The 23777-nt window shown below is 60.7% G+C and carries 26 protein-coding genes and 1 riboswitch; of the genes, 10 read left to right on the plus strand and 16 right to left on the minus strand.

The genetic code is table 11. The features are described 5' to 3' along the window. Window position 1: 1 nt before the first annotated feature. Both hpt and BMZ42_RS12710 read right to left on the minus strand, forming a co-directional pair. Window positions 2-544 (minus strand): hypoxanthine phosphoribosyltransferase, encoded by a 543-nt coding sequence (hpt, locus tag BMZ42_RS12705; RefSeq protein WP_091522958.1) that lies wholly within the window; start codon window positions 542-544, stop codon window positions 2-4. Further along, entirely contained in the window at window positions 544-1164 is a 621-nt protein-coding gene (locus tag BMZ42_RS12710) for a hypothetical protein (protein WP_091522961.1), read from the minus strand. The genes hpt and BMZ42_RS12710 overlap by 1 nt, the downstream gene beginning before the upstream one ends. A 172-nt stretch (window positions 1165-1336) precedes the next feature. On the opposite strand from BMZ42_RS12710, the gene ftsE reads away from it, so the two are divergent. From ftsE to BMZ42_RS12730, 4 genes are all read left to right on the plus strand, one after another. Next, a complete protein-coding gene (gene ftsE, locus BMZ42_RS12715; protein ID WP_091522963.1) occupies window positions 1337-1996 on the plus strand; it encodes a cell division ATP-binding protein FtsE in 660 nt (219 codons plus the stop codon). Further along, a complete protein-coding gene (locus BMZ42_RS12720; protein ID WP_091522966.1) occupies window positions 1989-2960 on the plus strand; it encodes a cell division protein FtsX in 972 nt (323 codons plus the stop codon). Before ftsE ends, BMZ42_RS12720 begins: the two co-directional genes overlap by 8 nt. A 66-nt stretch (window positions 2961-3026) precedes the next feature. Next, window positions 3027-3746, plus strand: a complete 720-nt coding sequence (locus BMZ42_RS12725) for a YdcF family protein (protein WP_091523090.1) — start codon at window positions 3027-3029, stop codon at window positions 3744-3746. Window positions 3747-3823: 77 nt separating this feature from the next. After that, entirely contained in the window at window positions 3824-4621 is a 798-nt protein-coding gene (locus tag BMZ42_RS12730) for a lysophospholipid acyltransferase family protein (protein ID WP_091522969.1), read from the plus strand. Here the strand turns inward: BMZ42_RS12730 and BMZ42_RS12735 are convergent. Continuing rightward, the gene (locus tag BMZ42_RS12735) at window positions 4584-5129 is read right to left on the minus strand and encodes a gamma-glutamylcyclotransferase (RefSeq protein ID WP_091522972.1); all 546 of its coding nucleotides are present in this window, start codon (window positions 5127-5129) and stop codon (window positions 4584-4586) included. The genes BMZ42_RS12730 and BMZ42_RS12735 overlap by 38 nt on opposite strands. Window positions 5130-5200: 71 nt before the next feature. Between BMZ42_RS12735 and BMZ42_RS12740 the strand changes: the two genes are divergently transcribed. After that, entirely contained in the window at window positions 5201-6187 is a 987-nt protein-coding gene (locus BMZ42_RS12740) for a DUF2125 domain-containing protein (RefSeq protein ID WP_091522975.1), read from the plus strand. 15 nt (window positions 6188-6202) lie between these two features. Here BMZ42_RS12740 and BMZ42_RS12745 read toward each other — a convergent pair whose 3' ends face one another. Beyond that, the gene (locus BMZ42_RS12745) at window positions 6203-7138 is read right to left on the minus strand and encodes a prephenate/arogenate dehydrogenase family protein (protein ID WP_175556713.1); all 936 of its coding nucleotides are present in this window, start codon (window positions 7136-7138) and stop codon (window positions 6203-6205) included. A 4-nt stretch (window positions 7139-7142) separates the two neighbouring features. Next, window positions 7143-8246 carry a histidinol-phosphate transaminase gene (gene hisC, locus BMZ42_RS12750; protein WP_091522978.1) on the minus strand — a complete coding sequence of 368 codons (1104 nt, stop codon included), beginning with the start codon at window positions 8244-8246 and terminating at the stop codon, window positions 7143-7145. A gap of 80 nt (window positions 8247-8326) precedes the next feature. After that, window positions 8327-8404, plus strand: a riboswitch (SAM riboswitch). 54 nt (window positions 8405-8458) lie between these two features. Here hisC and metA point away from each other — a divergent pair. Further along, a complete protein-coding gene (gene metA, locus BMZ42_RS12755; RefSeq protein ID WP_091522979.1) occupies window positions 8459-9379 on the plus strand; it encodes a homoserine O-acetyltransferase MetA in 921 nt (306 codons plus the stop codon). Here metA and BMZ42_RS12760 read toward each other — a convergent pair whose 3' ends face one another. Together BMZ42_RS12760 and BMZ42_RS18255 are read right to left on the minus strand one after the other, a co-directional pair. Further along, a complete protein-coding gene (locus BMZ42_RS12760) occupies window positions 9380-9883 on the minus strand; it encodes a peptide deformylase (protein WP_244523253.1) in 504 nt (167 codons plus the stop codon). Window positions 9884-9887: 4 nt separating this feature from the next. Next, entirely contained in the window at window positions 9888-10640 is a 753-nt protein-coding gene (locus BMZ42_RS18255; RefSeq protein ID WP_244523255.1) for a methyltransferase domain-containing protein, read from the minus strand. A gap of 109 nt (window positions 10641-10749) precedes the next feature. Here BMZ42_RS18255 and gloB point away from each other — a divergent pair, with 109 nt between their 5' ends. Continuing rightward, a complete protein-coding gene (gene gloB / locus BMZ42_RS12770; RefSeq protein ID WP_091522986.1) occupies window positions 10750-11517 on the plus strand; it encodes a hydroxyacylglutathione hydrolase in 768 nt (255 codons plus the stop codon). On the opposite strand, the gene BMZ42_RS12775 is transcribed toward gloB, so the two are convergent. From BMZ42_RS12775 to BMZ42_RS12785, 3 genes are all read right to left on the minus strand, one after another. Next, the gene (locus BMZ42_RS12775; RefSeq protein WP_091522989.1) at window positions 11514-12185 is read right to left on the minus strand and encodes a lysoplasmalogenase; all 672 of its coding nucleotides are present in this window, start codon (window positions 12183-12185) and stop codon (window positions 11514-11516) included. The genes gloB and BMZ42_RS12775 overlap by 4 nt on opposite strands. Then, window positions 12182-13072: an aromatic amino acid exporter YddG gene (yddG, locus tag BMZ42_RS12780; protein ID WP_091522991.1), complete on the minus strand. Its 891-nt coding sequence runs from the start codon at window positions 13070-13072 to the stop codon at window positions 12182-12184. The genes BMZ42_RS12775 and yddG overlap by 4 nt, the downstream gene beginning before the upstream one ends. Before the next feature lie 66 nt (window positions 13073-13138). Next, the gene (locus BMZ42_RS12785; RefSeq protein ID WP_091522993.1) at window positions 13139-13906 is read right to left on the minus strand and encodes a DUF3108 domain-containing protein; all 768 of its coding nucleotides are present in this window, start codon (window positions 13904-13906) and stop codon (window positions 13139-13141) included. A 250-nt stretch (window positions 13907-14156) separates the two neighbouring features. Here BMZ42_RS12785 and rpmB point away from each other — a divergent pair, with 250 nt between their 5' ends. After that, window positions 14157-14453 carry a 50S ribosomal protein L28 gene (rpmB, locus tag BMZ42_RS12790; RefSeq protein ID WP_091523094.1) on the plus strand — a complete coding sequence of 99 codons (297 nt, stop codon included), beginning with the start codon at window positions 14157-14159 and terminating at the stop codon, window positions 14451-14453. 78 nt (window positions 14454-14531) lie between these two features. After that, entirely contained in the window at window positions 14532-15152 is a 621-nt protein-coding gene (locus tag BMZ42_RS12795; RefSeq protein ID WP_091523096.1) for a VUT family protein, read from the plus strand. A 30-nt stretch (window positions 15153-15182) separates the two neighbouring features. On the opposite strand, the gene BMZ42_RS12800 is transcribed toward BMZ42_RS12795, so the two are convergent. From BMZ42_RS12800 to argH, 4 genes are all read right to left on the minus strand, one after another. Then, window positions 15183-17657 (minus strand): TIGR02302 family protein, encoded by a 2475-nt coding sequence (locus BMZ42_RS12800; RefSeq protein ID WP_091522996.1) that lies wholly within the window; start codon window positions 17655-17657, stop codon window positions 15183-15185. Window positions 17658-17754: 97 nt separating this feature from the next. Continuing rightward, window positions 17755-19020 carry a diaminopimelate decarboxylase gene (gene lysA, locus BMZ42_RS12805; protein ID WP_091522998.1) on the minus strand — a complete coding sequence of 422 codons (1266 nt, stop codon included), beginning with the start codon at window positions 19018-19020 and terminating at the stop codon, window positions 17755-17757. A gap of 11 nt (window positions 19021-19031) precedes the next feature. Further along, window positions 19032-19244 carry a hypothetical protein gene (locus BMZ42_RS12810; RefSeq protein WP_091523001.1) on the minus strand — a complete coding sequence of 71 codons (213 nt, stop codon included), beginning with the start codon at window positions 19242-19244 and terminating at the stop codon, window positions 19032-19034. 52 nt (window positions 19245-19296) lie between these two features. Beyond that, a complete protein-coding gene (gene argH, locus BMZ42_RS12815) occupies window positions 19297-20700 on the minus strand; it encodes an argininosuccinate lyase (RefSeq protein WP_091523002.1) in 1404 nt (467 codons plus the stop codon). A gap of 37 nt (window positions 20701-20737) precedes the next feature. On the opposite strand from argH, the gene tlpA reads away from it, so the two are divergent. Then, window positions 20738-21406, plus strand: coding sequence for a thiol:disulfide interchange protein TlpA (gene tlpA / locus BMZ42_RS12820; RefSeq protein ID WP_091523005.1), 669 nt, complete (start codon window positions 20738-20740; stop codon window positions 21404-21406). Window positions 21407-21448: 42 nt separating this feature from the next. Here the strand turns inward: tlpA and BMZ42_RS12825 are convergent, their stop codons facing one another. Both BMZ42_RS12825 and BMZ42_RS12830 read right to left on the minus strand, forming a co-directional pair. Further along, on the minus strand, window positions 21449-22774 hold the full coding sequence (locus BMZ42_RS12825; protein ID WP_091523007.1) for a branched-chain amino acid ABC transporter permease: 1326 nt from the start codon (window positions 22772-22774) through the stop codon (window positions 21449-21451). Then, a complete protein-coding gene (locus BMZ42_RS12830) occupies window positions 22771-23775 on the minus strand; it encodes a branched-chain amino acid ABC transporter permease (protein WP_091523010.1) in 1005 nt (334 codons plus the stop codon). Before BMZ42_RS12830 ends, BMZ42_RS12825 begins: the two co-directional genes overlap by 4 nt. Between the last annotated feature and the right edge of the window lie 2 nt (window positions 23776-23777).

A 23777-nucleotide genomic window follows, 5' to 3' on the forward strand; every position in this document is an offset into this window, starting at 1 on the left:
CTTACGCGTCCCCCTTGACCACGCCGACAAACGGCAATTCGCGGAAGGCATGGGCAACGTCCATACCGTAGCCGACAACGAAATAGTCGGGGCACTCAAAGCCGACAAAGTCAGCGTCCAACTCGGTCTGGCGCTTGGTGTGCTTGTCGAGAAGCACGGCGATGGATACGCTTTTTGCGCCGCGCGACAGCATCAGGTCACGGGTGAAGGTCAGCGTCTTGCCGGATTCGAGAATGTCGTCGACCAGCAGCACGTCGCGTCCGGCGACCTCATTGTCGATGTCGCGCAGCACGCGAACTTCGCCGGATGTCGTGCCGGTGCCGTAGCTTGAGATGAAAATGAACTCGACTTCCGGCGACAGGCCGGTGTCATGCATCGCGCGGATCAGGTCGGCGGCGAACACGAAGGAGCCCTTCAGGATCGAGATGACCAGAAGGTCCTTGTATTCACGCTCCGCGATAGCCTTTGCGAGTTCGAGATTGCGGCGCGCAATCGTGGAAGCGCTGAACAGCACTTCAATGTCTTTGTCCCGGACGACTGGCATCAGTGAGAAACCTCTTGAAAGGTAACGGCGACGATCTTCACCCCATTCCTAGGGGGCTCCAACCGGCTCGAAAAGGCATAGCGACCACCGGGCGTCAGCTCGGTTTCGCTTGTCCCCAGATAATAGCGCGTGACCGCTCCGTCGGTTGCAATGACCGCGATTTCTATCGGTGGCAAGGGGCGGGTTTCTGCGCCACGGTTTTCCGCTGCGCCATTCACAAAAAGGATGTCCTGGCCATTCTGATGTTCGAGGCGGCTTTCAACGTCGGCAATCTGTAGCGCAGGCGATTTTTCCTCCTGCATGGCGAGCACCTTGGAACGCGCCAGTTCATGGCCGCCAGAAAGCCAGAAAGCCAGCACCACGAGTGTCAGTCCCGACGCCCAGAACATTGTACCGCCACGGCGCTGCTGCGTCTCGTCCAGCGCGCGACGGGTCAGGAGTTCCATGCCCTTCACATTCTTGTGTGTTCGGAAATGCGACGACGGCAAGGCTGATCCGATCTCGACAGTTTCGAACTGCGCGTCGGTCGCCCGGCGCAATTTTTCCCCGTCGCGGGCAGAACGCGGGGTGTCGGTCATGATTTCGCCGAAAACCGAGCGTGGCGTGTCTTGCTCGTGCATGCAGCCGGGCCATCCTTCCATGCGGTGCAGCCCTATCGGTAGCTCCAATAGGTTAATGTATCGCTGCGCCGGGAGACTGTTAACGCTGCATTAACCATACATAGAGATGTTCCGCGTTTAGGTCAGTTTCGATGCAATTGACCAGAAATCACGCGCAAATCAGGAAATTCCGGTGATCCGATTCGAAAATGTCGGCCTCAGATACGGCATGGGTCCGGAAATTCTCCGAGACATCTCGTTTCATTTGCCCGAGCGCTCGTTTCAGTTTCTGAGCGGACCGTCGGGGGCAGGCAAGACGACCCTTCTGCGCCTGCTTTTTCTGGCGCTCAAGCCGACGCGGGGACTGATTACGGTCTTCGGCAAGGATCGCTCCTTGATCACGCGGCAGGAACTGCCCGTGCTGCGCCGGCGCATTGGTGTCGTGTATCAGGATTTCCGCCTGCTCGATCACATGACCACCTATGAGAATGTCGCTCTGCCGCTGCGGGTGCGGGGGCGCGAGGAAGCGAGCTATCGCAACGACGTTATCGACCTGCTCAAATGGGTCGGACTGGGCGATCGGATGCATGTCCTTCCCCCCGTTCTGTCAGGTGGCGAAAAGCAGCGCACGGCCATCGCCCGCGCGTTGATCGAGCAGCCTCGGGTGTTGTTTGCCGATGAGCCGACCGGCAACGTCGATCCGCCGCTGGCGCGCCGATTGCTGCGCCTTTTCCTTGAGCTCAACCGGCTGGGGACTGCCGTCGTCATTGCGACCCACGATATCGGGTTGATGGAACAGGTCGATGCCCGCCGGATGATTCTCTCGGACGGAAGGCTCGAAATCCATGACTGAGCCGTTGGCAACCGAAGACCACTACGGGCGCGCGGCAGAAAGGGTGCCGCGCAAATCCGCGCCGATCATGCCGCCACAAAACGTGGCCGGCAGCGCATTGATCCTCGTCATCGCAATCATGACCTTCCTGTCCTGCCTGACGCTCGGTGCGGTGACGCTGGTGCGCGACACGGCATCGACCTGGCAAACCCAGATTGCGCGCGAAGCGACAATCCAGATCAAACCCGCCGACGGGCTCGACATGGAGGCGGCGCTGTCCAGTGCGCAGCGCATTGCATCGGGCTTTGCCGGTGTGCGCTCGGCCAGCATTGTCGGCCAGGACGCGACCCTTCGCCTGCTGGAGCCGTGGTTGGGCACCGGTTTCAATCTGGAGGAACTGCCGGTTCCGCGGCTGGTGATCGTGACGATAGACCCCGTTGCGCCACCTGATTTTGCTGCTTTGCGCGCCGCGCTCGCTGAGGCCGTGCCACAGGCGTCGCTCGACGATCACCGCACCTGGGTCGACCGCCTCATCGCAATGGCCAACACTACCGTGACCATCGGCGTGTCCGTGCTGATCCTGATGTTGTCTGCCACGACTCTGGCGATCGTGTTTGCAACGCGCGGCGCGATGGCGGGCAATGGTCACATCATCGAGGTGCTGCACTTCGTCGGGGCGGAGGCCGGGTTCATTGCGCGCCAGTTCAGACGCCATTTTCTGCTCACGGGGATGAAGGGTGCGCTCGCCGGAGGGCTCGCGGCTACCATCGTCTTTGTCGGCTTTTCCTGGTGGTCGTCGCGCAACATGGCGACCCCACAAGCCGATCAGGCGACGGCCTTGTTTGGCAATTTTTCCATCGGCGCGGCAGGCTATGGTGGCGTCATTCTGGTCGTGGTGCTCGTTGCCGCGCTGACCGCCGCGACCTCACATCTGACGGTCGTTTCCTTCCTCAGCGAGCTTGACGGCACGCAGCACGACGGTTGAGAATCCCGTCAACGTTAATCGCGAAACGTCTATCCAATGCCGCAATTGCCGGATAACGATATCGACATGAAGGGGCCTCACGAAAACAGCTCGTCGCAACCGGCGCCGAGCGACAAGACGGGTGTTGCAAAGGCGCGCCGGTCGGGTTTTCGTGTTGTCGGGCAGGCGTTTCTCGTGCTCGTCGTTTGTGGCCTTGCTTTCGTCGGCGGCTTTGCTGCGTTCGCAACCCATGTTGCGCAACTGACAACACCGGTGGAGCCCCGCGAAGCTGATGCGATCATCGTTCTGACCGGTGGAGAAAAGCGTCTGGACGCGGCGGTGGACCTTCTCAAATCCGGCAAGGGTCAGCGACTGCTGATCAGCGGCGTTCATCCGTCGGCGCGCATCGTCGACCTGCAGCGCGCGACTGGTGGCGATGCCAGCCTGTTTTCCTGTTGCGTTGATATCGACCGGGCAGCGCTGGATACGATCGGCAATGCCGAAGAAAGCGCCAAGTGGATCAATTCCCATGAGTGGGACAGGATCATTGTTGTAACCAACAATTATCACATGCCACGCAGCCTGCTGGAACTTCGTCGCTACGCCGGGGATGTTGATCTGGTGCCGTATCCGGTCGTGAACACCCGCCTGGATAGCGGCGAGTGGATCACCAACCGCGCCGCGCTGCGGGTTCTGTTTACCGAATATGCCAAATATCTGGTGTCGCTGGTTCGCGGAATAGCTTCCTGGGGCGCGGCCACTGACAATGGTGGTGAATTGGTCGTGTCTTCGCGGCTCGGCAAATAGACGTCACCAGCCTCCGTTTCCCTTTCCCTTCCGATAGTGTAACCAGCAGACCGCGTGACATTTTTCAGGCTGTTTCCATGATCGCACTTCGTTCGCTGGCGTTTAACGTGGCATTCTATGTCAGCCTCATTGTCCAGATGATCCTTTGGACGCCGTTCTATTTCCTCGCGCCTCGCAAATATGCCTGGTTCGTGCCGCGTTTCTGGGCGTCGTCCAGCCTGAAGCTGATGGAATGGATCGTCGGTACGAAGACGCGGATTGAGGGCGTTGAGAATCTGCCGGACGGACCATTCATCCTGGCGCCGAAACATCAGTCGTTCTGGGATACGATTGCGTTCTTTCCCTATCTTTCCGACCCGGTCTACATCTTGAAGCGCGAACTGACGTGGATTCCTTTCTTTGGTTGGTATCTGGCCAAGGTGAAGATGATCCCGATCAATCGCGGCAATCGTGCACGAGCCCTCAAGGAAGCGCTGCGGATCACGCAGGAACGTATGGCTGATGGTCGCCAGCTGATCATCTATCCGGAAGGAACGCGACGCCCCGTCGGTGCGGAGCCGGTCTACAAATGGGGCATTGCCGAAATGTATGCGACGCTCGATGTGCCCGTCGTGCCGGTGGCGCATGTGGCCGGCCTTTATTGGCCGCGGCGCAAATTCCTGCGCTATCCCGGCACCATTCACGCACGCTTTCTGCCACCGATCCAGCCGGGGCTGGAGAAAAATGCATTCATGGAGCGGCTGATTCGGGAGACCGAAGCGGCGACAGATGAGCTGCTTATCGAGGCAGCAAAAGCTGCGGATGCACCGCCATTGCCGTCGACCGCTGTTGAGCGGCTCAAGGCGCTGGGCGAGGTGCCACTGAGTCGCGCGTGAGCCGGGCAGCGACGCCCTCAAGCCAGTGGTCGCGGATGCCAAGCGAGTGCAGATGGCTCAGCGTGTTGAGAACATAATCCACATTCGGTCCTGAAAGACCGCGTGAACCCGCAACGCGCTCGGCGGCGTTGTCGAGATCCAGCGCGCCAGCATATTGTTCGTGCCGGCGGTCCACGACATAGGTGACCGCCTGGACTTTTTCGCCGGCTTCCAGCCACAGCGGCAAAAGTTTCTCGTGGTAGACGTTGGTGACCAGCTCGCGCTCTCGCAGATAGGCCATCACTTCGTCACGCCGCGTTTGCGAGACGCGAAACGCAAGCCCAAGGCACGAGCCGCCGCGATCGAGACCGAGCACCAGACCTGGCTTTTCGACGGTTCCGCGATGGATATGGGACGTGATGCACAATGCGCGGTGATAGCCGAACAAGCGGGCCTTGCGGGTTTCCACATGCTCAAATCCGGGCCTCCACATCAGCGAGCCATAGCCAAACACCCAAAAATCGCTCATATCCGACAAACCAGATTCGAAGTCCGGCGCCAGCCGGACGATAATGCAGCAGGGGTAACGAGAGCAGGCCCATGGCGTCAAGCGATCAGCGACCCGCAAACACAAGCAGACGGTTCAAGTGGCTTGCCGCTGCCATAGTCGGTGTCATCCTTGCCTATACAGGGGCGTGGTATTACGGCGCTGGCGTGGTGCTGGATCGGGTAAATTCCAGCTTCGCGGTGCTCAACAGAGATGGCCGCCGCATCAATTGTGAAAACACCGAGGTTCTTGGCTACCCGTTCCGCATGGGGATTTCGTGCCGCACCGTGCTGTTCGAAGACGCGCGCGCCGGGATCGGTGTAAGGGCGCATAAATTCCGGACATCGTCCTATGTCTACACGCCAAATCGTTCCATCACGGAAGTGGAGGGTCCGGCGATCCTGCAGTTTCCGGGGCTGAATCCGCTCGAGTTGACCTGGAACACCTTGCGGGCCACCACGCGGCTTGCCTCGCCGCTACCGGAGCGCGTTTCCATCGAGAGCAAGGGGCTTTCGGTCCGGCTTGACGAATTGGGCGATGTCACGCCGTTGCTGTTCAAGGCCGACCTGTTCGAAGTGCATATGCGACCACAACAGGACGACCTCGACGTCGCGCTGCGCTTTGGCGGGCTCAGCTTCAATGACGAGTTGGTGACGCTTCCCTCATTCAGCGGCCTTGTTGACGCGCAGTTGATGGACGGCGCGCTGTTGGATCTGGGCGGACCAGGCCTGCGCAATCGCTCCGGTGTGTTGCGCGACGCGACGGTCACGATCGAGGGTGGATCGGCAGGTGCCAGCCTGTCGGGGCCGTTTTCAATCGATGATGCCGGTATGATCGATGCCGAACTTCAGATTGTCCTGCGCAATCCTGCGCAATTGTCTGCAGTTCTGGCTGAATTATTTCCCGATGCCCGTCAGGAGATTGAGCTCGGAATTGCCGGTGTTGCCGCCATGGGCAACACGACGAGCTTGCCTTTGCGTATTAAGAAGGGCGAAGTGCGCCTCGGCTTCTTCGTCCTCGGGTTCATTCCGCCGGTTTGATCGAGGAAGCCGGCGTCAGGCCGGCTTTTCGCTCTTTACGGCGATACGACCGAAGTCAGGCGAATCGATTTCCTGGCCAGCGTCGATGATCGAGCGGCGCACGTCGCGCGTTCGGGTAAACAGGTCGAACAGCTTGTCGCCATCGCCCCAGCGGATCGCGCGCTGCAAAGATGCCAGATCTTCCGAGAACCGCGACAGCATCTCCAGGATCGCGTCCTTGTTGTGCAGGCACACGTCGCGCCACATCGTCGGATCGGATGCGGCCAGACGGGTGAAGTCGCGAAAGCCCGACGCAGAATATTTGATGACCTCGGATTTGGTCACGGTCTGCAGGTCATCTGCGGTGCCGACGATGTTGTAGGCGATGATATGCGGCAGGTGGGACACCATCGCCAGCACCATGTCGTGATGCTGCGGGTCCATTGTATCGACATTGGAGCCGCAGGCGCGCCAGAATGCCGACAAGGTCTCCAGCGCCGTCGCGTCGGTTTCTTCCAGTGGCGTGAGGATGCACCAGCGGTTTTCGAAAAGCTCGGCAAAGCCCGCATCTGGTCCGGATTTTTCCGTGCCGGCGAGCGGGTGCCCCGGTATGAATTGGACATTGGCTGGAAGATGCGGCTGCATCTGAGCTATCACGGACGCCTTGGTTGAGCCGACATCTGTCACGATAGCGCCGCTCATCAGCGCCGGGGCAATCAGCTCGGCGACCGCACCAGAGGATCCGACCGGTACTGAGATGATCACAAGGTCAGCGCCTTCGACCGCTTGTGCGGCGTCAGTCGTGTAACGGTCACCCAGGTTCAGTTCTTCTGCGCGCTTGAGTGTGGCTTCGCTGCGCGTCGAGATCACCACTTCGCCGGCGAGACCTTCGCGCCGGATAACGCGGGCGATGGACGAGCCGATCAGGCCGATGCCGATGAGGGCGATCCTTTCGAACATCTTTTGGGACATGAGTTCAGTCTTTCAGGAATTCTGTCAGAGCGGCAACGACGCCGCGGTTGGCTTCTTCGGTGCCAATGGACATGCGCAAGGCGTTGGCAAAGCCATAGCCGGCAACGCGGCGCAGCAGATAGCCGCGCGCGCCCAGATACTCATCCGCCAGGGCGGCTGACTTGCGATCGTCTTCCGGAAAATGGATCAGGATGAAATTGCCGACGCTGGGCGTGACGCGCAGGCCAAGCTTCTCCAGCTCCGCCGTCGTCCACTCAAGCCATTTCAGATTATGCTCGACCGATGTCTGAACGTGATCGCGGTCCAGCATCGACGCCACGCCTGCCTCGATGGCAACTGCGTTGACGTTGAACGGGTCGCGTACGCGCTCCAGTGCCGCGGTTACGTGTTTGGGTGCGTAGATCCAGCCGATCCGTGCGCCGCCGAGGCCATGGACCTTGGAGAAGGTGCGGGTCATCACGACATTCTCATTGGCCGCCACCAGCTCCACGCCCGCCTCGTAATCGTTGCGGCGAACGAACTCTGCATAGGCAGCGTCAATGATCAGGAGCACGTTCTTCGGAAGCCCCGCGTGCAGCCGCTTGACCTCTTCAAACGGCAGATAGGTACCGGTCGGATTGTTCGGATTGGCAAGGAACACCATCCGCGTCTTTGACGTCACTGCGGCGAGGATCGCGTCGACATTGGCTCGCTCATCGGTTTCCTTGGCGATAACCGGCGTCGCGCCGACCGCGCGGATATAGATCGGATAGGCGAGGAAGCCGTGCTCGCAATAGATCGCTTCTTCGCCTTCGCCCAGATAGATCCGCGACAACAGCGCCAGCGCTTCGTCAGAACCGTTGAACACCATGATGTTGGCGATGTTGAGACCGTGTGTGCTGGCGATCGCTTCGCGCAGGCGCATGGCGGCGCCATCAGGATAAAGCTGCAGGCTGGACGCAACAGCCTGTGCGGCCTCCACAGCCTTCGGCGAGGGGCCAAGCGGGTTCTCGTTGGACGAGAGTTTATGGACCTTCGTCACGCCTGCGGGGGCATGGCTCTTGCCTGGCACATAGGCATCGATATCCATAATACCGGGACGCGGCTGTGGGCGGAGCTCATTAGTCATGGCAGAAATCCAGCTTTGAATGCGCGGTTGCTCTATCAAGCTTTGGCGTTGACGCAAAGTGCATCGACGCCTAAAAGACGCCCAATACCCGTGGTGATTTGGCCGGTCGGCTTGCAGCCACGTTAAACAAGTCGCTAAAGGGCCGCTTTGCAACAGTCCGTTGGGACCGGCCGCGATTTCGCCGCCGGTTTTTTTGTCTGGAGTGTTCGCCCATGCCCATCAAGATCCCTGACCAGCTTCCCGCCCACGACATTCTCGTGCGCGAGGGCGTGCCTGTCATGGACGAGCAGACGGCATTGCGACAGGACATCCGTCCGCTGCAGATTGCGCTGCTCAATCTGATGCCGAACAAGATCAAGACCGAGACACAGTTTGCGCGCCTGATCGGTTCGTCGCCGCTGCAGGTTGAGCTGACATTGGTGCGCATCGGCACGCATGTCGCCAAGAACACGTCGGAAGAGCATCTGATCAGCTTCTACCAGACCTGGGAGGAAGTCCGGCACCGCAAGTTCGACGGCTTCATCGTGACCGGCGCGCCGATCGAATTGCTGCCCTTCGAGGAGGTTGGCTATTGGGATGAACTGACGCAGATCTTCGACTGGACGACGACCAATGTGCATTCTTCGTTCTTCATCTGCTGGGGCGCGATGGCGGCCGCCTGGCATTTCCATCGCCTGCCGAAATACGAGCTGGAAAAGAAGGCCTTCGGTGTCTACCGTCACCGCAACAACGCGCCGACCTCGCCCTATCTGATGGGCTTTTCAGACGATTTCGCGATTCCGGTGTCGCGCTGGACCGAAGTGCACAGCAGCGATATTCGCCCTGAAAGCGGGCTTCAGCTGCTGATGGAGTCGGACGAGACCGGTCCGTGCATGCTGTCGGAGGAGCGGGGAAACCGCCTCTATATGTTCAATCATATCGAGTACGATTCGACGTCGCTGAAGGACGAGTACGACCGCGATGTCGCGTCGGGAACGCCGGTCGACATTCCGCACGAGTACTATCCGAACAACGATCCCAGCCGTCCGCCGCTGAACCGCTGGCGTTCCCACGCGCATCTGCTGTTCGGCAACTGGATCAACAGCGTCTACCAGTCCACCAAATACGATCTCGACGAGATCGGCAGTAAATAGTCACTGCCCATCGCGGCGCATCTTCTCCCAGCGTTTCGTCGCGCGGTCCCGCTTGAGGCGCGACAGACGCTGCAACCAGAAGATGCCGTCGAGCTGGTCGATCTCATGCTGGATACAGGTCGCAAGGAACCCATCGGCCTGCGCAACGTGCTCGCTGCCGTCGAGCGATTGATAGCGGAAACGGATGCGGTCAGGTCGTTCGACTTCTTCAGTGACGCCCGGCATCGAGACGCTGCCCTCGGTGTGTTTCTGAAGGGTCGAGGATGCCTCCAGAATCTGGGGGTTCACATAGATCCGGACCCCGTCTTGCGGTGAAAGTTCGATCACCGTGATGCGGCGCAGCGCGCCGATATGCGGGCCGGTGATGCCGACGCCGGGGGCTGCGCGCATCGTGTCCAGGAGATCGTCAGCCAGTTGCCTCAACGCCTCGTCAAACAATTCGACGGGTGCGCAAGGTGTTTTGAGGATGGTATCTGGATATCGAACGATAGGACGAACCGTCACGGCTTCACTTTTCTTCTGCAGGCAGGCGCATAGCCCGCGCACCTTGGGGCGACAGGACGGGCACAAAGACGCGGCGCGAGGCACGCGCGGCAACAGGGATGCCCTGATAGACGCGTTTTTGTGCCTCCACGATGAGGACACCGGCGAACATGGGCCAGAAACGACGGCCAGTGCGCTCGAACAATCCATGCATCCGCATCACCCAGCGTCGTTGGGATGGCGGGAAATGCAATCCGTCCGACCAGGCCATCGGCGTAAAATTGGTGTCGCGCAGCAGCATGCTGAGCTGCGTTCGTGAAAATGGTCGCCCGGTGCCAAACGGCGTATGTTCGAAGCGCGCCCACATGCCGCGTCGATTGGGGACGACGATGACCAGGCGCCCCCCCGGCGCCAGCACGCGCCAGATTTCCATCAGCATCTCGCGCGGATTTTCCGCGTGCTCCAGCGCGTGTACCAGAAGCATACGGTCGATGGAGCAATCGTAGAGCGGCAGTTCTTCTTCGAACACCAGCGCCGTGGCGGACTTGCCATTCGACGGCCAGTTCACCGCACCTTGCGTCGCAGGCATGAAGGCGAATACGCGCTCCGCATCAGCGCCGAAGCGCTCCAGCCACGGCAAAGCGTATCCAAGTCCGACGAGGCGCTCGTTGGGCTGGCTGGCCCAGATCGCAGACAGGCCTTTGGCGACCGCCATTTCGGTCACCCTTCCAAGGGTAGAGGCGTAGAAAGCCCGCAGGTCGATGATGTCTGACAGCATTGGGCGACCGTAGCTGCAGCCTGCCCCGACTTCAAGAAACCCGTTCCCATGGCGGTTTTCATGCTGCCGTGACATGGCTATGGTTGGTGAACGAGAAAAGGAGCAGATTATGTCGATCAAGATCGAGCAGTTCATGTGCAGGAGCGATAATTTCGGCATCCTGGCGCATGATCCGGCAAGCGGCGAGACGGCTATTGTCGATGCTCCGGAAGAGCGTCCGATCCTCGACGCCATTGCCCGTACTGGCTGGAAGCCGAGCGTGTTGTTGATCACGCATCACCACCCGGATCATGTTGAGGCCAATCTGGCGCTCAAGCAGCGTTTCGGGTTGAGGATCATCGGTCCCGAGGCGGAAGCAGCCAAAATTCCCGGCATTGATGAGACGGTGCGCGAGGGGGACGAGTTGCAGCTGCTGGGTGAAGCCGTGCGCGTTCTGGAAACGCCGGGCCACACCGCAGGTCATGTGTCCTACTACCTGCCGAAGTCAGCTGTCGTCTTCACCGCAGATACGCTGTTTGCGCTTGGGTGCGGGCGGCTCTTTGAAGGGACACCGGCGACGATGCTGGCATCGTTGAAGAAGCTGGCCGCGTTGCCGGCAAATACCACGGTCTATTGCGGTCACGAATATACTGCATCGAACGCGCGCTTCGCGCTGACCATCGATCCCACCAACTCGCTTCTCAAGGAGCGGGCCAAGGACATCGAAGCGCTGCGGGCCGAAGGCTTGCCAACGCTGCCCACGACGATCGGGCGTGAATTGGCAACCAATCCATTTCTGCGCTGGCACGATCCGGCAATCCGCAAGAATCTCGGTATGGAGACGGCTTCGGACGAGGCCGTGTTTGCGGAAATCCGCAAGCGGAAAGACGTTTCCTAGAGCACGAAGCCGAGCGTGAGCAGCGCCTGCGCCAGATAATAGAGGACCCAGACTGCCGGACCCGCCCAGATACGATGGGCGGAGTTTGGCGCGAGCAGAAATCTTTCGACCGCAAGGATCGCATCGGAGGCGACAAATAGCGCGGCTCCGAGCATGACCAGCGGCACCGGAACAGTAGCGGACGCCAGCATCATGGCGGCGATTGCGACAACATAGACTGTGATCGGAAGTTTCATCGGGGCAGGGACGACCTGCAACAGCCTTAGCAACAACACAGCGCCCACCAGCGTCGCCGCGACGGGAAGGGCGAGTCGCCAGGGTTGTGCAACAAGGATCTCGACGCCGCTGCCGGCGACCATGAACAAGGCAATGTAGACAAGATGGGCGGCAAGGAAGCTTGCGAGCCCGGCCAGAAAACTCTTCTCGCCATTCTGCGCTAGAAACGCATCGCCTGCGGCGCTGAGGATCAGAGCCACGGCCAGCAAAACCGGTCCGCCGACGATCAGAGACAGCACTGCGAGCAGCACGATCGAGCCGGCCTTGGCAAATGTGCGTCGCCATGATGGCGAGCGCCGTTGCATCAGCAGGTAGAACAGCGCCAGAGCCGCGGAAAACAGCAGGGTGCCGTTCGGATGGGCCTCGAGGCCACCGGGAAAGGGCATCATCATACGTCTGCCTCCTTCGCGGCAGTTGTCTTGGTGCCAAACAGCATGGTCTTGGCCGCGAGCACAGCACCGCCGGTGATCAACAGGCAAGCGAGGAGCACGGATGTGGTCGCAGTCGCTGCTCCCGCGGCAATCAATACCAGTGTCGACAACAGCGGGGCGGCGTAGCTTGCAGCGCCAAGCACCTGGATGTTGCCATGCTTGACCCCGTGATCCCATGTGTAGAACGCCGCGCCTACCGGCATCAGGCCGAGCCCGACAATTGCCAGCCATTGGCCGGTAGTTTGCGGCCATATGGTTTCTTCAAGCAGCAGGTGACAGACCAGCGACAGCAACGCGGTTGCCGCGCAGAACCACGTCACGACGCTGGTCGGCACTGCCGGAAAGCGCCGCGATAGCAGCGAATAGGCGGCCCAGGTGACTGCGCTCACCCCTGCCATTGTATATCCGAATGCATATTGGGCATCGAAGGACAGCGCGCCGCCCTTGGTGACGATCAGGAACGCGCCCGCCAGCCCGAGAGCGGAGCCTGCGATATGGTGCCAGCGCAGCCGCTCTCCGGGAAGAAGCGCCGAGCCGACGACGATCAGCAAAGGCCACAGATAGGCGATCAGGCTTGCTTCCACGGCAGGCGCGTTGCGCAAGGCCGTGAAGTAGAAGAAGTGGTAGCCGAACAGGCCGCCGATGCCGATGAGCCAGACAATTGGCGGTATCGGGTCGTGCCGTTTTGGCGCCACCACCGCACCCATCGCCACACCAACCGCTGTTCCGATTGTAAATGTGAGCGCCGACAGTTGAAACGGCGGGACGGTGCCGGACCGGGCCGTCAGCAAAGCAAGCAAGGCCCACATGACGATCGCCGAAAACCCGATCAGTGTTGCCCGTGTCATGTCTGCCCCTCCGCCTGTCCCAGAAGGGTTAACCGGCTCACGAGGCGGCGGCAAGGGCCAGTGTTTCTAGCGCCGCTCGATGCTTGTGGCGGCAACGCGCACGGTTCCCACCTGCGTGCCGATATGCGCTTCCACCGGCGTGTAAAAGCCGGTGTTGCCGAGTCTGGCAAAGGAAATCGAAATCCGGCTTCGATTCTTGAGGTAGTCGACCTGATTGCGTCCTTGCTGATAACCCGCCACCGGAACGAATCGCACATTGCAGGTGACGACCGGCTCGCCGTCGCGTTGGGTTGTCTCCCGATGAGCGAACTGAAGGTCCGCGCGCAGTTCCCCGTCAAAAAACTTCACCGTCCGCGCGCAAACCTTGGCTGGATCATCCGTGCGCACCAACGTCGATGACAATGGGTCAAGAGCTGCCTGAAGTGCTGCCGGCGTTAACGGCACCCAGCGATCGCGCGTCGGCAGTTCTGGCTGGTTGACCACCTTGTGAACCCGATTGCCGGAAAAGCCGATCTGCGTGCGTCCCTTTTTGCTGCCCGACGTGTAGTCCAGCTCAAAAGAACGGGGCTGTGGTGCCTGCTTTCCGACCGCACCTTCCACTTTTGTGGTTGCGTTGGTGCGATCGAAGATGCGCGCAATGCCTGCACTGGCGACTGAGCCGGAAATCGAGAATCGGTTGCCGTTGAACGTGCTGTCAAAACTGCCCTTGCCGATGGGAATGCCCAGCAGGGTCACGGAATAGTGTGCACGAAACGATTCCGTTTCCGCAGCCGCGATGGCTGGTGCACTGAGAAACGCACATAATAATACGAACAGATTGCGTGGACGCCGCATGGATGCTCTCTTCATGGGTACAGGTGTCCCTTCCTGACCGTTCACCGGTAATCGGGTCATTGCCGAGCGATTTCGGCAATTGTATGAGCCATGTTCCTGTGTGTGTCAGCGCAGCTTCTGCTTGACCGCAACGCGAAATGCCCTTATGGACGGGCAACTTTTTCTAAGGCCGCCTGAACTTGCCTGCGCGCCGTTTGCACATGGTGCGGCAGTTTGGCATGGCTTGGCAACAAAAACGAAGGTGCATGAAATGTCCCGCGCTTGTGAACTGACCGGCAAGGCCGTGATGACTGGTAACACCGTTAGCCACGCTAACAACAAGAGCCGCCGCCGGTTTCTCCCGAACCTGTGCGACGTGACGCTGATTTCCGAAGCTCTCGGCCAGAACGTGCGCCTGCGCGTGTCGGCTGCAGCGCTCCGCTCCGTTGAGCATCGCGGTGGCCTTGATGCGTTCCTCGTGAAGGCTGGCACTGGCGATCTGTCGCAGCGCGCACGTCTGCTCAAGAAGCAGATCACCAAGAAGCTTGCTGAGCAGCAGGCAGCTTAATCAAGCTGTCTTTGGCAGGTTGACATGATTTCAGCGGGCGAAAGCCCGCTGTCTGGTTCCATAACCCAGGATAAAAAAATGTCTCGTTTTGCGACGAATTGGCCCTTTGTGGCCGCGATGGCCATTGTCGTCATCTCCTCGAATTTCCTTGTACAATATCCGTTCGGATATTTCGGGCTTCAGGATCTTTTGACCTGGGGCGCGTTCACCTATCCGCTGGCGTTTCTCGTCAATGACCTGACCAACCGGCGTTTTGGCCCCGTGGCCGCGCGCAAGGTGGTCTATGTCGGCTTCGCCATTGCCGTGGTGCTGTCCATCTGGCTTGCAACACCCCGCCTCGCGGTTGCCTCCGGATCGGCTTTCCTTGTTGCTCAACTGCTGGATGTTCAGGTGTTCGACCGGTTGCGCGAACGCGTCTGGTGGATCGCGCCGCTGACCGGTGCCCTCATCGGCTCGGCTGTGGACACCGTGCTGTTCTTCTCCATCGCCTTTTCGGAGCGCTTTGCTTTTCTCGACACAGGTCTTGGCCGTGAAGACGGTTCGCTCGGCTTTGCCGTGCCATTCCTGTTCGGCGGCGAGGTGCCATTGTGGATGTCGCTGGCGCTGGGCGATTTTGCTGTCAAAGTTGGGCTGTCATTTGTGATGCTGGTGCCCTACGGCGCGCTTCTGAACATCATCCGCCCAACCCGCACAGTCTAAGCGATCCCGCTCCCCACGAGTGGAGCGGGCTTATCGCATCTCCAGCAGGCGTTCGAGATAGTTGCGCTCCAGTTCCGGGCTCAAAGCATTGCCAAGGCGGCGACGGATTTCCTCGAGGATTTCGCGAGCCCGCTGCACGTCGATCTCGTCCGGCACGCGAACGCTGTTGCCAAAGTCGGGTCCGGTCGTCGCGCGGGGGCGGCCAAGCGGGTCGCGGTCGGCGTTTTGCTGACGTCCACCCTGTTCGCCCTGTCCGTCTTCGCCCATCGCCTCCATCATCTGCTGCATCATGTCCTGTGCGCCCCGGCGAAGGGCTTCCAGCGCCTGTCCTTGCTCTCCAACCGCGCGCTCACCCTGACCTTGCCCGAGCGAACCTTCAGCCCGGCCCATCGCTTCACCGGCGTCGCCGAAACCTTCGCCTGGCTGCAGCCCCATGCCCTCCAGCGCCTGCCCAAGCTCCTGCAGCTGCTGCTGCAGTTCGCCCTGCTGCTGCTGTAGTTCGCGCAGCGCCTCGGTGAGCTCCTCCGGCGACATTTGGCCCTGTTGGCGCTGTTGCTGTTGACGAAATGTCTCGTTCATCAGTTCCTGCTGGCGCTGCATCATCTCGCCCAGCTTGTTCATCTGCTGGTGCATCTCGTTTTGCTGGCCCTGACCCTGCTGGCCCTGATTGCCAGCCTGCAGATTGTTCATCATCTCCTGCAATTGCTGCAGCATGGCCATCGCCTGATCCTGCGCACCGGACCGTGCAAGGTTTTCCAGCTCGTCCATCATCCGCTCCAGATCGCTCTGGCTCAGCTGCTGGGCATTGCCCGGCATCTGTTGCGACAGGTTCGGGTTCTCGAGCGCGCGCTCGGCCAGCTCCCGCATGAAGTCGCGCATGGCTTCACGCAGTTCGGTCATCAATTGCTGCAGTTCTTCGTCGCTGGCGCCATTTTCGATCGCCTGTTTCAAGGCCTCCTGCGCCTGCCGCAGGCGCCGTTCGGCGGCACTGAGTGCGCCGTCTTCGATGGTCAGCGCCATGGTCCAGAGATAGTCGGCAACGTCGCGCAATTCGTCGTCGCTCGTCGCCATACGCAGGCGTGTCATTGCTGCGACAATGCCGAGATAGTGCGCCAGTTCAGGGATCGTCTCCTCGGGGCGAAGGGTGATCGCATCCATCAACGCCAGCACATGGGGCTTGCGATTGGCGTCGAGAGCCAGAATCCGACGCTGTTCCACGAGTGCGCGCGCCAGCGGATTGGCGAAGCTGCGCTCCGGCAAGTTTAGGGTGAGGGTTTCACTCTCCGCTTCCTGTCCTGCCGCGTCCTTCGCCCACAGCTTCATTTCCACCTGTGAACCGGCCCAGGCGTGTTCGGTCAGGTCGCGCGACGTGCGGGCGCTGTGTTTGTCGTCACCGCGACGGGGCAGCGTCAGGGGCATTTCGGGCGCATCGTAAAGTGCGCGTGCAGCCGGGTCGGCCTCGCTCTGCTTGAACATCGCCATGGCTTGCGTCGCGCCATAGTCGTCCTCGATTTCATAGCTCAGTTCGAGCGCGCCGTTGACCGCACGCCGAGGCTCGTCAGTCAGCCGAATGACCGGTGCGCGGTCGGGGGTGACCGTGAACGCCCAGCGGCGCAAATCATCGCCATCGGCCTGCAATGTCACCATCCCGTCGGCGACCAGCGTCGTGCCAAACTGACGGGCGAGGGTGCCTGCGGCTTGCGCCGCTGACACGTCCTTTGAAGCCGTGATGTCCATGGCCTCAGCGTCGTTTGCAGCGAGCCAGGACAGCGTTTCTTCGCCGGAGCCTCCGGCCACGCGCACGGCAAGCTCGCTACCCGCCGGCACATTGAACACCGGAATTTCTGCGCTGGTATCGGCGGTCAGAAAAAGCGGCGCACGACCGGTATAGGCGGGTGGCGTGACCCAGGCATCGATGCGCGCGGCGACAGAATTTGCGCTGGAATGGCTGCGGAAAGCATCGGCAGGGGTGCCGCCCTGCGGACCAAGCGAAAACGCAAAGGCGATCACAAGAAGCAGCGCTGCCGCAGCGCGGACGCCCCAAGGGTCTCGTTCAGGAACGCGGGTGCGCGGCATGTCGCCAGAAAGCCGCCCAAGCCGTTTTGCCATGCGCTTCTGGTGTTCTTGCCATAGCGCCTGCGCGAAGCTGTCTTGCGATGCCGACGACAAGGTGTCTGTCTGGGTCAGCAGCGGCGCATGGTCGAGAAGGTTGACCCGTTCGATGCGGCGGTCGATCTCGGCGACAGAAGGTTTGCGGAAGAAGCGCAGCGGGTAGAGGCTGGCGAACGCAGCAAGCGCGAGCGCAATGATCAAAATCACCCGCGCCCAATCCGGCAGCAGCTTAAAGATGCCAAGCCATGACAGGCTGAGGAACAGGCTGAGCACGATCAGGACTGGCAGCACCAGCGGCCACAACCTCTCGATCACCACCGTAGCACGCACTGCCGCACGGGTGTGCGACAGCCGCGTCAGCAGGCCAGTGGTGCCATCGGTGCCGTTCGCCATGCGTCCCTTCCGCGAAATCGCGTCATTTCATCGTGCCGAAGATAGCACTAAACAGGGCGAAGGCGAGGCGGCCAACAAATCGTGATGCCGTGCGACCTCAAAGCCAGTCGGGCATGGAATCCATGCCGATCAGTTCCTCATAGGTCGGGCGCGGGCGCACGACGTGGAAGCGGTCGCCATTGACCAGCACCTCCGGCACCAGCAGGCGGGTGTTGTAGGTCGAGGCTTGCGTCGCGCCATAGGCACCAGCGGTGGAAACGTAGATCAGATCGCCGGTTGCCAGCTTCGGCAGGTCGCGGTCGAGGCCAAGATAGTCGCCGGTCTCGCACACCGGGCCAACCACGTCTGCGATCAGGCGCGGTGCGTCGGCCGGTTGCTCGATCACCGGCTGAATTTCGTGGAACGCGTCATAGAGTGTCGGGCGGATCAAGTCGTTCATCGCCGCGTCGACGACGAGGAAGTTCTTGGCGTCGCCTTCCTTGACGAAGATCACCTGCGAAACGAGAATTCCCGCGTTGCCGGAAATCAGCCTTCCCGGTTCGAACATCACCTTCATGCCAAGCGGCTTGACATGGCGCTTGACCATTTGAGCGTATGCGTCCGGCAAAGGCGGGGGTGTGTTGTCATTGCGATAGGGAACGCCGAGGCCGCCACCCAAGTCGATATGCGAGATTGGATGACCGTCTTCCTGCAGCGTCTTCGTCAACTCCACCAGCAGTGAAATTGCATCGTCGAACGGCTGCAGTTCGGTGATCTGACTGCCGATATGCATGTCGATGCCAGTAATCGCCAGACCGGGCAGGCTGGCGGCCTTGGCGTAGGCCGCGCGCGCGTCCTTCCAGGCGATACCGAACTTGTTTTCCGACTTACCGGTCGAGATCTTCTTGTGCGTCTTGGCGTCGACGTCCGGATTGATTCGCAGCGAGATCGGCGCCGTGTGTCCGGTCGCAATAGCGCGCGCCGACAGTGCTTCCAGTTCCGGCAATGATTCCACGTTGAAGCAGTGGATGCCGGCTGCGAGCGCGTAGTCCATTTCCTCGGCGGTCTTGCCGACGCCGGAGAACAGCACCTTGCTTGCCGGAACGCCTGCAGCCAATGCGCGACGCAACTCGCCGCCTGAAACGACATCCGCTCCCGCGCCAAGACGAGCCAGCGTGGCGATCACTGCCTGGTTCGAGTTCGCCTTGACCGCAAAGCAGACCTGCGCGTCAATGTCGGAGAAAGCGCCGGCAAAGACATTATAGTGCCGGGTCAGGGTCGCCGTGGAGTAGCAGTAGAACGGCGTGCCGACGGCCTCGGCAATCGCAGGCACCGAGACGTCTTCGGCGTGCAGGACGCCGTTGCGATATTCAAAATGGTTCACCGAAGCGGTTCCTAGATGAGGCTGTCGAGAATGAAGCGCTTGTCCTGCACCGGAGCTTTTGGCTCCGGTGGCAGGGGCTGGTTGTTGCGTTCGGCTTCGCGCCGCGCCTCGATTGCTGCCTCATAGGGCGTATCGAGCGTCCCTGGGCGGCGGCCGCAGGCCGTCACCACGGTGGCAATTGCTGCGAGCAGCAATGTGGTCCTCAGAATATGTGGCGCGCGCATGAGCCTGTCCGTCTTGCGTGTTCGTTACGGTTGTGTAGCGAAAATTCGCCGCTTACGCACCCTGTTTGAGACGCTTGCGCCAGTAGCGGGTCTGGCGACGGACTTCCTGTGGCGCGGTGCCGCCGAAGGACGAACGGCTTTTGACCGAGGCGTTGACCGACAGCACGTCGAAGATCGAGTCGTTGATGCGGCTGTCGATTGCCTGCAGGTCGGTCAGTGCAAGTCGTTCCAGCGGCAGCTTCTTTTCTTCGGCCAGCGCCACGGCGCGGCCGGTAACGTGATGCGCTTCGCGGAAGGGCAGGCCCGCCTCGCGCACGAGCCAGTCGGCAAGGTCCGTCGCGGTCGAATAACCCGATCCGGCTGCCTTCTTCATCGCGGCAGTGTTGATCGTCATGTCGCGCACCATGCCGGTCATCGCTGCAACCATCAGGTCGAGCGTTTCAGCTGCGTCGAACACGGCTTCCTTGTCTTCCTGCATATCCTTGGAATAGGCCAGCGGCAGGCCCTTCATTACGGTCAGCAGGCCGATCAGATGACCGTTGACGCGGCCGGTCTTGGCGCGCACCAGTTCGGCTGCGTCCGGGTTCTTCTTCTGCGGCATGATCGATGAGCCGGTCGAGAACTGGTCCGAAAGACGGATGAAGCCGAATTGCGGCGTCGACCAGATGACGATCTCTTCCGCCAAGCGGGACAAATGGGTTGCGCAGATTGCGGCAGTGGAGAGAAACTCCAGCGCGTAGTCGCGGTCGGACACGCTGTCGATCGAGTTGCGGGTCGGCTCGCGAAAGCCGAGCGCCTTTGCAGTCATCTGGCGGTCGATCGGGAATCCGGTGCCGGCCAGCGCGGCTGCACCCAGCGGCGATTCATCCATCCGGCGGATTGCGTCGCGAACGCGCGACAGGTCGCGGGCAAACATCTCGACATAGGCCATGCAGTGATGGCCGAAGGTTACCGGCTGCGCGGTCTGCAGATGGGTGAAGCCCGGCATCACCGTTGCAGCATGCTCTTCGGCGCGATCCAGAAACGCCTCGATCAGCCCGACAAGGGCATTGGCGGTGCGCTGCAGCTCTTCCTTGACCCAAAGGCGGAAGTCGAGCGCAACCTGGTCGTTGCGCGAACGCGCAGTATGAAGGCGACCGGCTGACGGCCCGATCAGATCGGCAAGGCGCGCCTCGATGTTCATGTGAATGTCTTCGAGCCGTGCCGAGAATTCAAAGGTGCCAGCTTCGATCTCTGACAAGATCGTGTTCAGGCCTTCAGCGATTTTCTTTTGATCTTCCGCTGAAATTATGCCGGTTTGAGCCAGCATTTCAGAGTGGGCAATCGAACCGCGGATGTCCTGCGTGTAAAGCTTCTTGTCGAAGCTGATCGAAGCGTTGATCGCTTCCATGATCGCTGCTGGGCCCGAGGCAAATCGTCCGCCCCACATCTGGTTGCTGGCCTTGTTCTCGCTCATCGTGGTACGGCCCCCGAAAGACTGACTGGAGTGATTGATGGCAAACGGAAAACTCCACCTGCCCGCTGGACGGATGATCGCGGTGGCAATCGTGGCCGGCATGAGTGTCGGCGCGCTTGGCGTATACCTGTTCGGAGGCCTGTCTGGCAACAACACGCAATTGGTTGCGGCCAGTGAATCGAGTGGCGCGACCTGTCCGGCGCGCGACGACAAGATCGCCGCCGTCGATGCCGCCGCACGTGGCGAGGTTGCAGCCATGCTCGCCAGCAAGCCGCCGCGTGCTCTGGGGGATCTTGCCTTCAACGCTCCTGATGGCACGCCGATGACTGTTGCTGACTTGGCAGGGAAGACCTTGCTGATCAATCTTTGGGCGACATGGTGCGCACCTTGCCGTCATGAAATGCCGGCGTTGAACCAGCTTCAGGAAGAAATGGGCAGCGACAAGTTCGAGGTGGTGGCGATCAATGTCGACACGGGCAGCGATGACAAGCCCAAGGCCTTTCTTTCGGAGACCGGCGTTGATGCGCTCGGCTACTACCGCGAATCAACGCTGGGCCTTTTCAACGATCTGAAGCGTCGAGGCCTCGCCTATGGCTTGCCGGTCACGCTTCTCGTCGATGAAGAGGGCTGCCTTCTTGCCAATATGAACGGCCCCGCGGAATGGGCCAGCCCTGATGCAAAACGGCTGATTGAAGCTGCCATGTAAGAAAAGAGCCTCGAAACAATTTTCGAGGCTCTTTTGATCGGCTTATCGTTTCTGGATTGACGGTGCGCCCCGCTCGGGGATCAGCCCCCTTGGTGCGAAGCGCAGCATCAGGAGCAGGATTAGCCCCATCAGCAGCGGTCGCATATAGGGTGCCGCGTCAGCCAGATGCAGCTTTACCGGGTTTGTTGCTGCCATGCCCGATGTCAGAAGCGCCATCAGCCAGGCGCCGACCGGCTCGGCTTCCACCCAGACGAACCAGATCAGGAATCCGCCAAGAACCGCACCCCAGTTGTTGCCCGAGCCGCCAACGATCACCATCACCCAGATGAGGAAGGTGAAGCGCAGCGGGTTGTACTGGCCCGGCGTGAACTGCCCGTCGAGTGTGGTCAGCATCGCGCCGGCAATGCCGATCACCGCCGAACCCAGAACGAAGATCTGCAAATGCCGCCCGGTCACGTCCTTGCCCATCGCTTCAGCCGCATCGCGGTTGTCGCGGATGGCGCGCATCATCCGGCCCCATGGCGAGTTGAGTGCGCGTTCAGCCAGCCACATCAGGATGATCAGAACGAGCGCGAACAGGATCGCATAGGACAGGCGGACATAGATCGCCGAGAAGAAGATCGGATTGGTGCCAAGCTTGGCGGAGAGGTCGATGAACCACTGAGCCTGTTGCAACTGGACTTCATACGCGACGGGACGGGGCAGGCCCGAGACGTTTTTCACGCCGCGTGTCAGCCATTCCTCGTTGCGCATGATGGCAATGATGATTTCCGAAATGCCCAGCGTTGCGATGGCAAGGTAGTCGGAGCGCAGGCCCAGCGCGATCTTCGCGACCAGCCATGCGGCTGCCGCCGCGAAAATGCCACCCACCAGCCACGAGAACAGGATCGGCAGGCCAAGCCCGCCGAGATAGCCGGTTCGCGCAGCATCGACCGCCTCGATCGCTTCGACCGCAGGGTCGAAGAAGGTGCGGGTGATGAAGTAACCTGCCACTGCCACCAGCAATGTCGAAACGGTGCGCATGACACCGCGTGTGCGCGAGCGCACGAAGATGACTGCGGCGATTGTTCCGATCAGCGCCAGCAGCGTGAGGCCGATCCCGGTTCCGCCTGCCTGCCATGCGCCAGGCACTGGCGGCATCGAGGTCAGCACGGCTGCAATGCCGCCGAGCGCGGCAAAGCCCATGATACCGACGTTGAACAGGCCGGCGTAGCCCCACTGCATGTTCACGCCCAGCGACATGATCGCGGAGATCAGGCACAGGTTCATGATCGTCAGGCTGAGTGTCCAGCTCTGCATGACGCCAACAATGGCCAGAAGCAGTGCCATGCCGGCATACAGGAAAATGATGCGCTGTGTGTTGCTCATAGCACGCGCCCCTTGAAGATACCGGTTGGCCGTATGAGGAGCACGAGCACCAGGATGACGAATGAAATGGCGAACTTGTATTCGGTCGACAGCAACTGGACGAGCCCGTCCGGTGCAAAGCCGAGATATTCAAGCACCCTTTTATAGGCGTAAGTCAGGGTCACCTCGGAGAAGGCAACGACGAATCCGCCTGCGATAGCTCCCAGCGGCTGCCCGATGCCGCCGACAATGGCCGATGCAAAGATTGGCAGCAGAAGCTGGAAATAGGTGAAAGGTCGGAAGCTCTTGTCGAGGCCGTAGAGCACGCCGGCAATGGTCGCCAACGAGGCTGCGATGATCCACGTCACCATGACCACACGGTCAGGGTTGATGCCCGACAGAAGCGCAAGGTCTTCATTGTCCGAATAGGCCCGCATCGCCTTGCCGGTCTTGGACCTTTGCAGGAACCAGAACAGCGCAGCCACGACCATGATCGCGACGACAATGGTGATTGCCACGGGCAGCCGTACTGCCAGGCCCTCCGCCAGACCGGTGAGGTCACGAAATTCCTTGACGGTGATCAGGAAGCGTTCGCCGTCGGCAAAACGCTGTTCGTTGGGGCCGATGATGAGGCGCACGATGCCGTTGAGAACAAACATCACCCCGACCGAGGCCATCACGAAAACGATACCGTCGGATCGCTGCTTTCGATAGAAGCGAAACACGAAACGGTCGATGAACAGCGCCATCGCAACCGCGCCGAAGATCCCGATGGGCAACGCCAGCAGCGCCGTTGGTAGGGGGCCGAAGTTGATGCCCATGCCCATCAGCCACCAGGTCACGAGAATCGTGATCATCGTGCCGAAGGCCATCAGGTCGCCATGCGCGAAATTGGAAAAGCGCAGGATGCCGTAGACCAGCGTGACGCCAAGCGCGCCCAGCGCCAGCTGCGCGCCATAGGCGAGACCGGGCAGGAAGACGAAATTGGCAAAGACAACGAGAGCGTTGAGGAAACCGTCCATGA

It is taken from the genome of Aquamicrobium aerolatum DSM 21857, assembly GCF_900113935.1.
GTDB classification, from domain to species: Bacteria; Pseudomonadota; Alphaproteobacteria; order Rhizobiales; family Rhizobiaceae; genus Aerobium; species Aerobium aerolatum.

What these genes read in the sequence shown, in the direction of transcription:
- BMZ42_RS12795 (WP_091523096.1), top strand. Translation starts at nt 14,532, where the DNA reads ATGTCTCGTTTTGCGACGAATTGGCCCTTTGTGGCCGCGATGGCCATT.
- metA (WP_091522979.1), top strand. Translation starts at nt 8,459, where the DNA reads ATGCCCATCAAGATCCCTGACCAGCTTCCCGCCCACGACATTCTCGTG.
- BMZ42_RS12735 (WP_091522972.1), bottom strand. Translation starts at nt 5,129, where the DNA reads ATGAGCGATTTTTGGGTGTTTGGCTATGGCTCGCTGATGTGGAGGCCC.
- hisC (WP_091522978.1), bottom strand. Translation starts at nt 8,246, where the DNA reads ATGACTAATGAGCTCCGCCCACAGCCGCGTCCCGGTATTATGGATATC.
- argH (WP_091523002.1), bottom strand. Translation starts at nt 20,700, where the DNA reads ATGAGCGAGAACAAGGCCAGCAACCAGATGTGGGGCGGACGATTTGCC.
- BMZ42_RS12745 (WP_175556713.1), bottom strand. Translation starts at nt 7,138, where the DNA reads ATGTCCCAAAAGATGTTCGAAAGGATCGCCCTCATCGGCATCGGCCTG.
- BMZ42_RS18255 (WP_244523255.1), bottom strand. Translation starts at nt 10,640, where the DNA reads ATGCTGTCAGACATCATCGACCTGCGGGCTTTCTACGCCTCTACCCTT.
- BMZ42_RS12810 (WP_091523001.1), bottom strand. Translation starts at nt 19,244, where the DNA reads ATGCGCGCGCCACATATTCTGAGGACCACATTGCTGCTCGCAGCAATT.
- rpmB (WP_091523094.1), top strand. Translation starts at nt 14,157, where the DNA reads ATGTCCCGCGCTTGTGAACTGACCGGCAAGGCCGTGATGACTGGTAAC.
- BMZ42_RS12785 (WP_091522993.1), bottom strand. Translation starts at nt 13,906, where the DNA reads ATGCGGCGTCCACGCAATCTGTTCGTATTATTATGTGCGTTTCTCAGT.
- tlpA (WP_091523005.1), top strand. Translation starts at nt 20,738, where the DNA reads ATGGCAAACGGAAAACTCCACCTGCCCGCTGGACGGATGATCGCGGTG.
- BMZ42_RS12775 (WP_091522989.1), bottom strand. Translation starts at nt 12,185, where the DNA reads ATGATGATGCCCTTTCCCGGTGGCCTCGAGGCCCATCCGAACGGCACC.
- BMZ42_RS12825 (WP_091523007.1), bottom strand. Translation starts at nt 22,774, where the DNA reads ATGAGCAACACACAGCGCATCATTTTCCTGTATGCCGGCATGGCACTG.
- BMZ42_RS12730 (WP_091522969.1), top strand. Translation starts at nt 3,824, where the DNA reads ATGATCGCACTTCGTTCGCTGGCGTTTAACGTGGCATTCTATGTCAGC.
- BMZ42_RS12720 (WP_091522966.1), top strand. Translation starts at nt 1,989, where the DNA reads ATGACTGAGCCGTTGGCAACCGAAGACCACTACGGGCGCGCGGCAGAA.
- gloB (WP_091522986.1), top strand. Translation starts at nt 10,750, where the DNA reads ATGTCGATCAAGATCGAGCAGTTCATGTGCAGGAGCGATAATTTCGGC.
- hpt (WP_091522958.1), bottom strand. Translation starts at nt 544, where the DNA reads ATGCCAGTCGTCCGGGACAAAGACATTGAAGTGCTGTTCAGCGCTTCC.
- BMZ42_RS12800 (WP_091522996.1), bottom strand. Translation starts at nt 17,657, where the DNA reads ATGGCGAACGGCACCGATGGCACCACTGGCCTGCTGACGCGGCTGTCG.
- BMZ42_RS12710 (WP_091522961.1), bottom strand. Translation starts at nt 1,164, where the DNA reads ATGCACGAGCAAGACACGCCACGCTCGGTTTTCGGCGAAATCATGACC.
- BMZ42_RS12830 (WP_091523010.1), bottom strand. Translation starts at nt 23,775, where the DNA reads ATGGACGGTTTCCTCAACGCTCTCGTTGTCTTTGCCAATTTCGTCTTC.
- yddG (WP_091522991.1), bottom strand. Translation starts at nt 13,072, where the DNA reads ATGACACGGGCAACACTGATCGGGTTTTCGGCGATCGTCATGTGGGCC.
- BMZ42_RS12740 (WP_091522975.1), top strand. Translation starts at nt 5,201, where the DNA reads ATGGCGTCAAGCGATCAGCGACCCGCAAACACAAGCAGACGGTTCAAG.
- BMZ42_RS12725 (WP_091523090.1), top strand. Translation starts at nt 3,027, where the DNA reads ATGAAGGGGCCTCACGAAAACAGCTCGTCGCAACCGGCGCCGAGCGAC.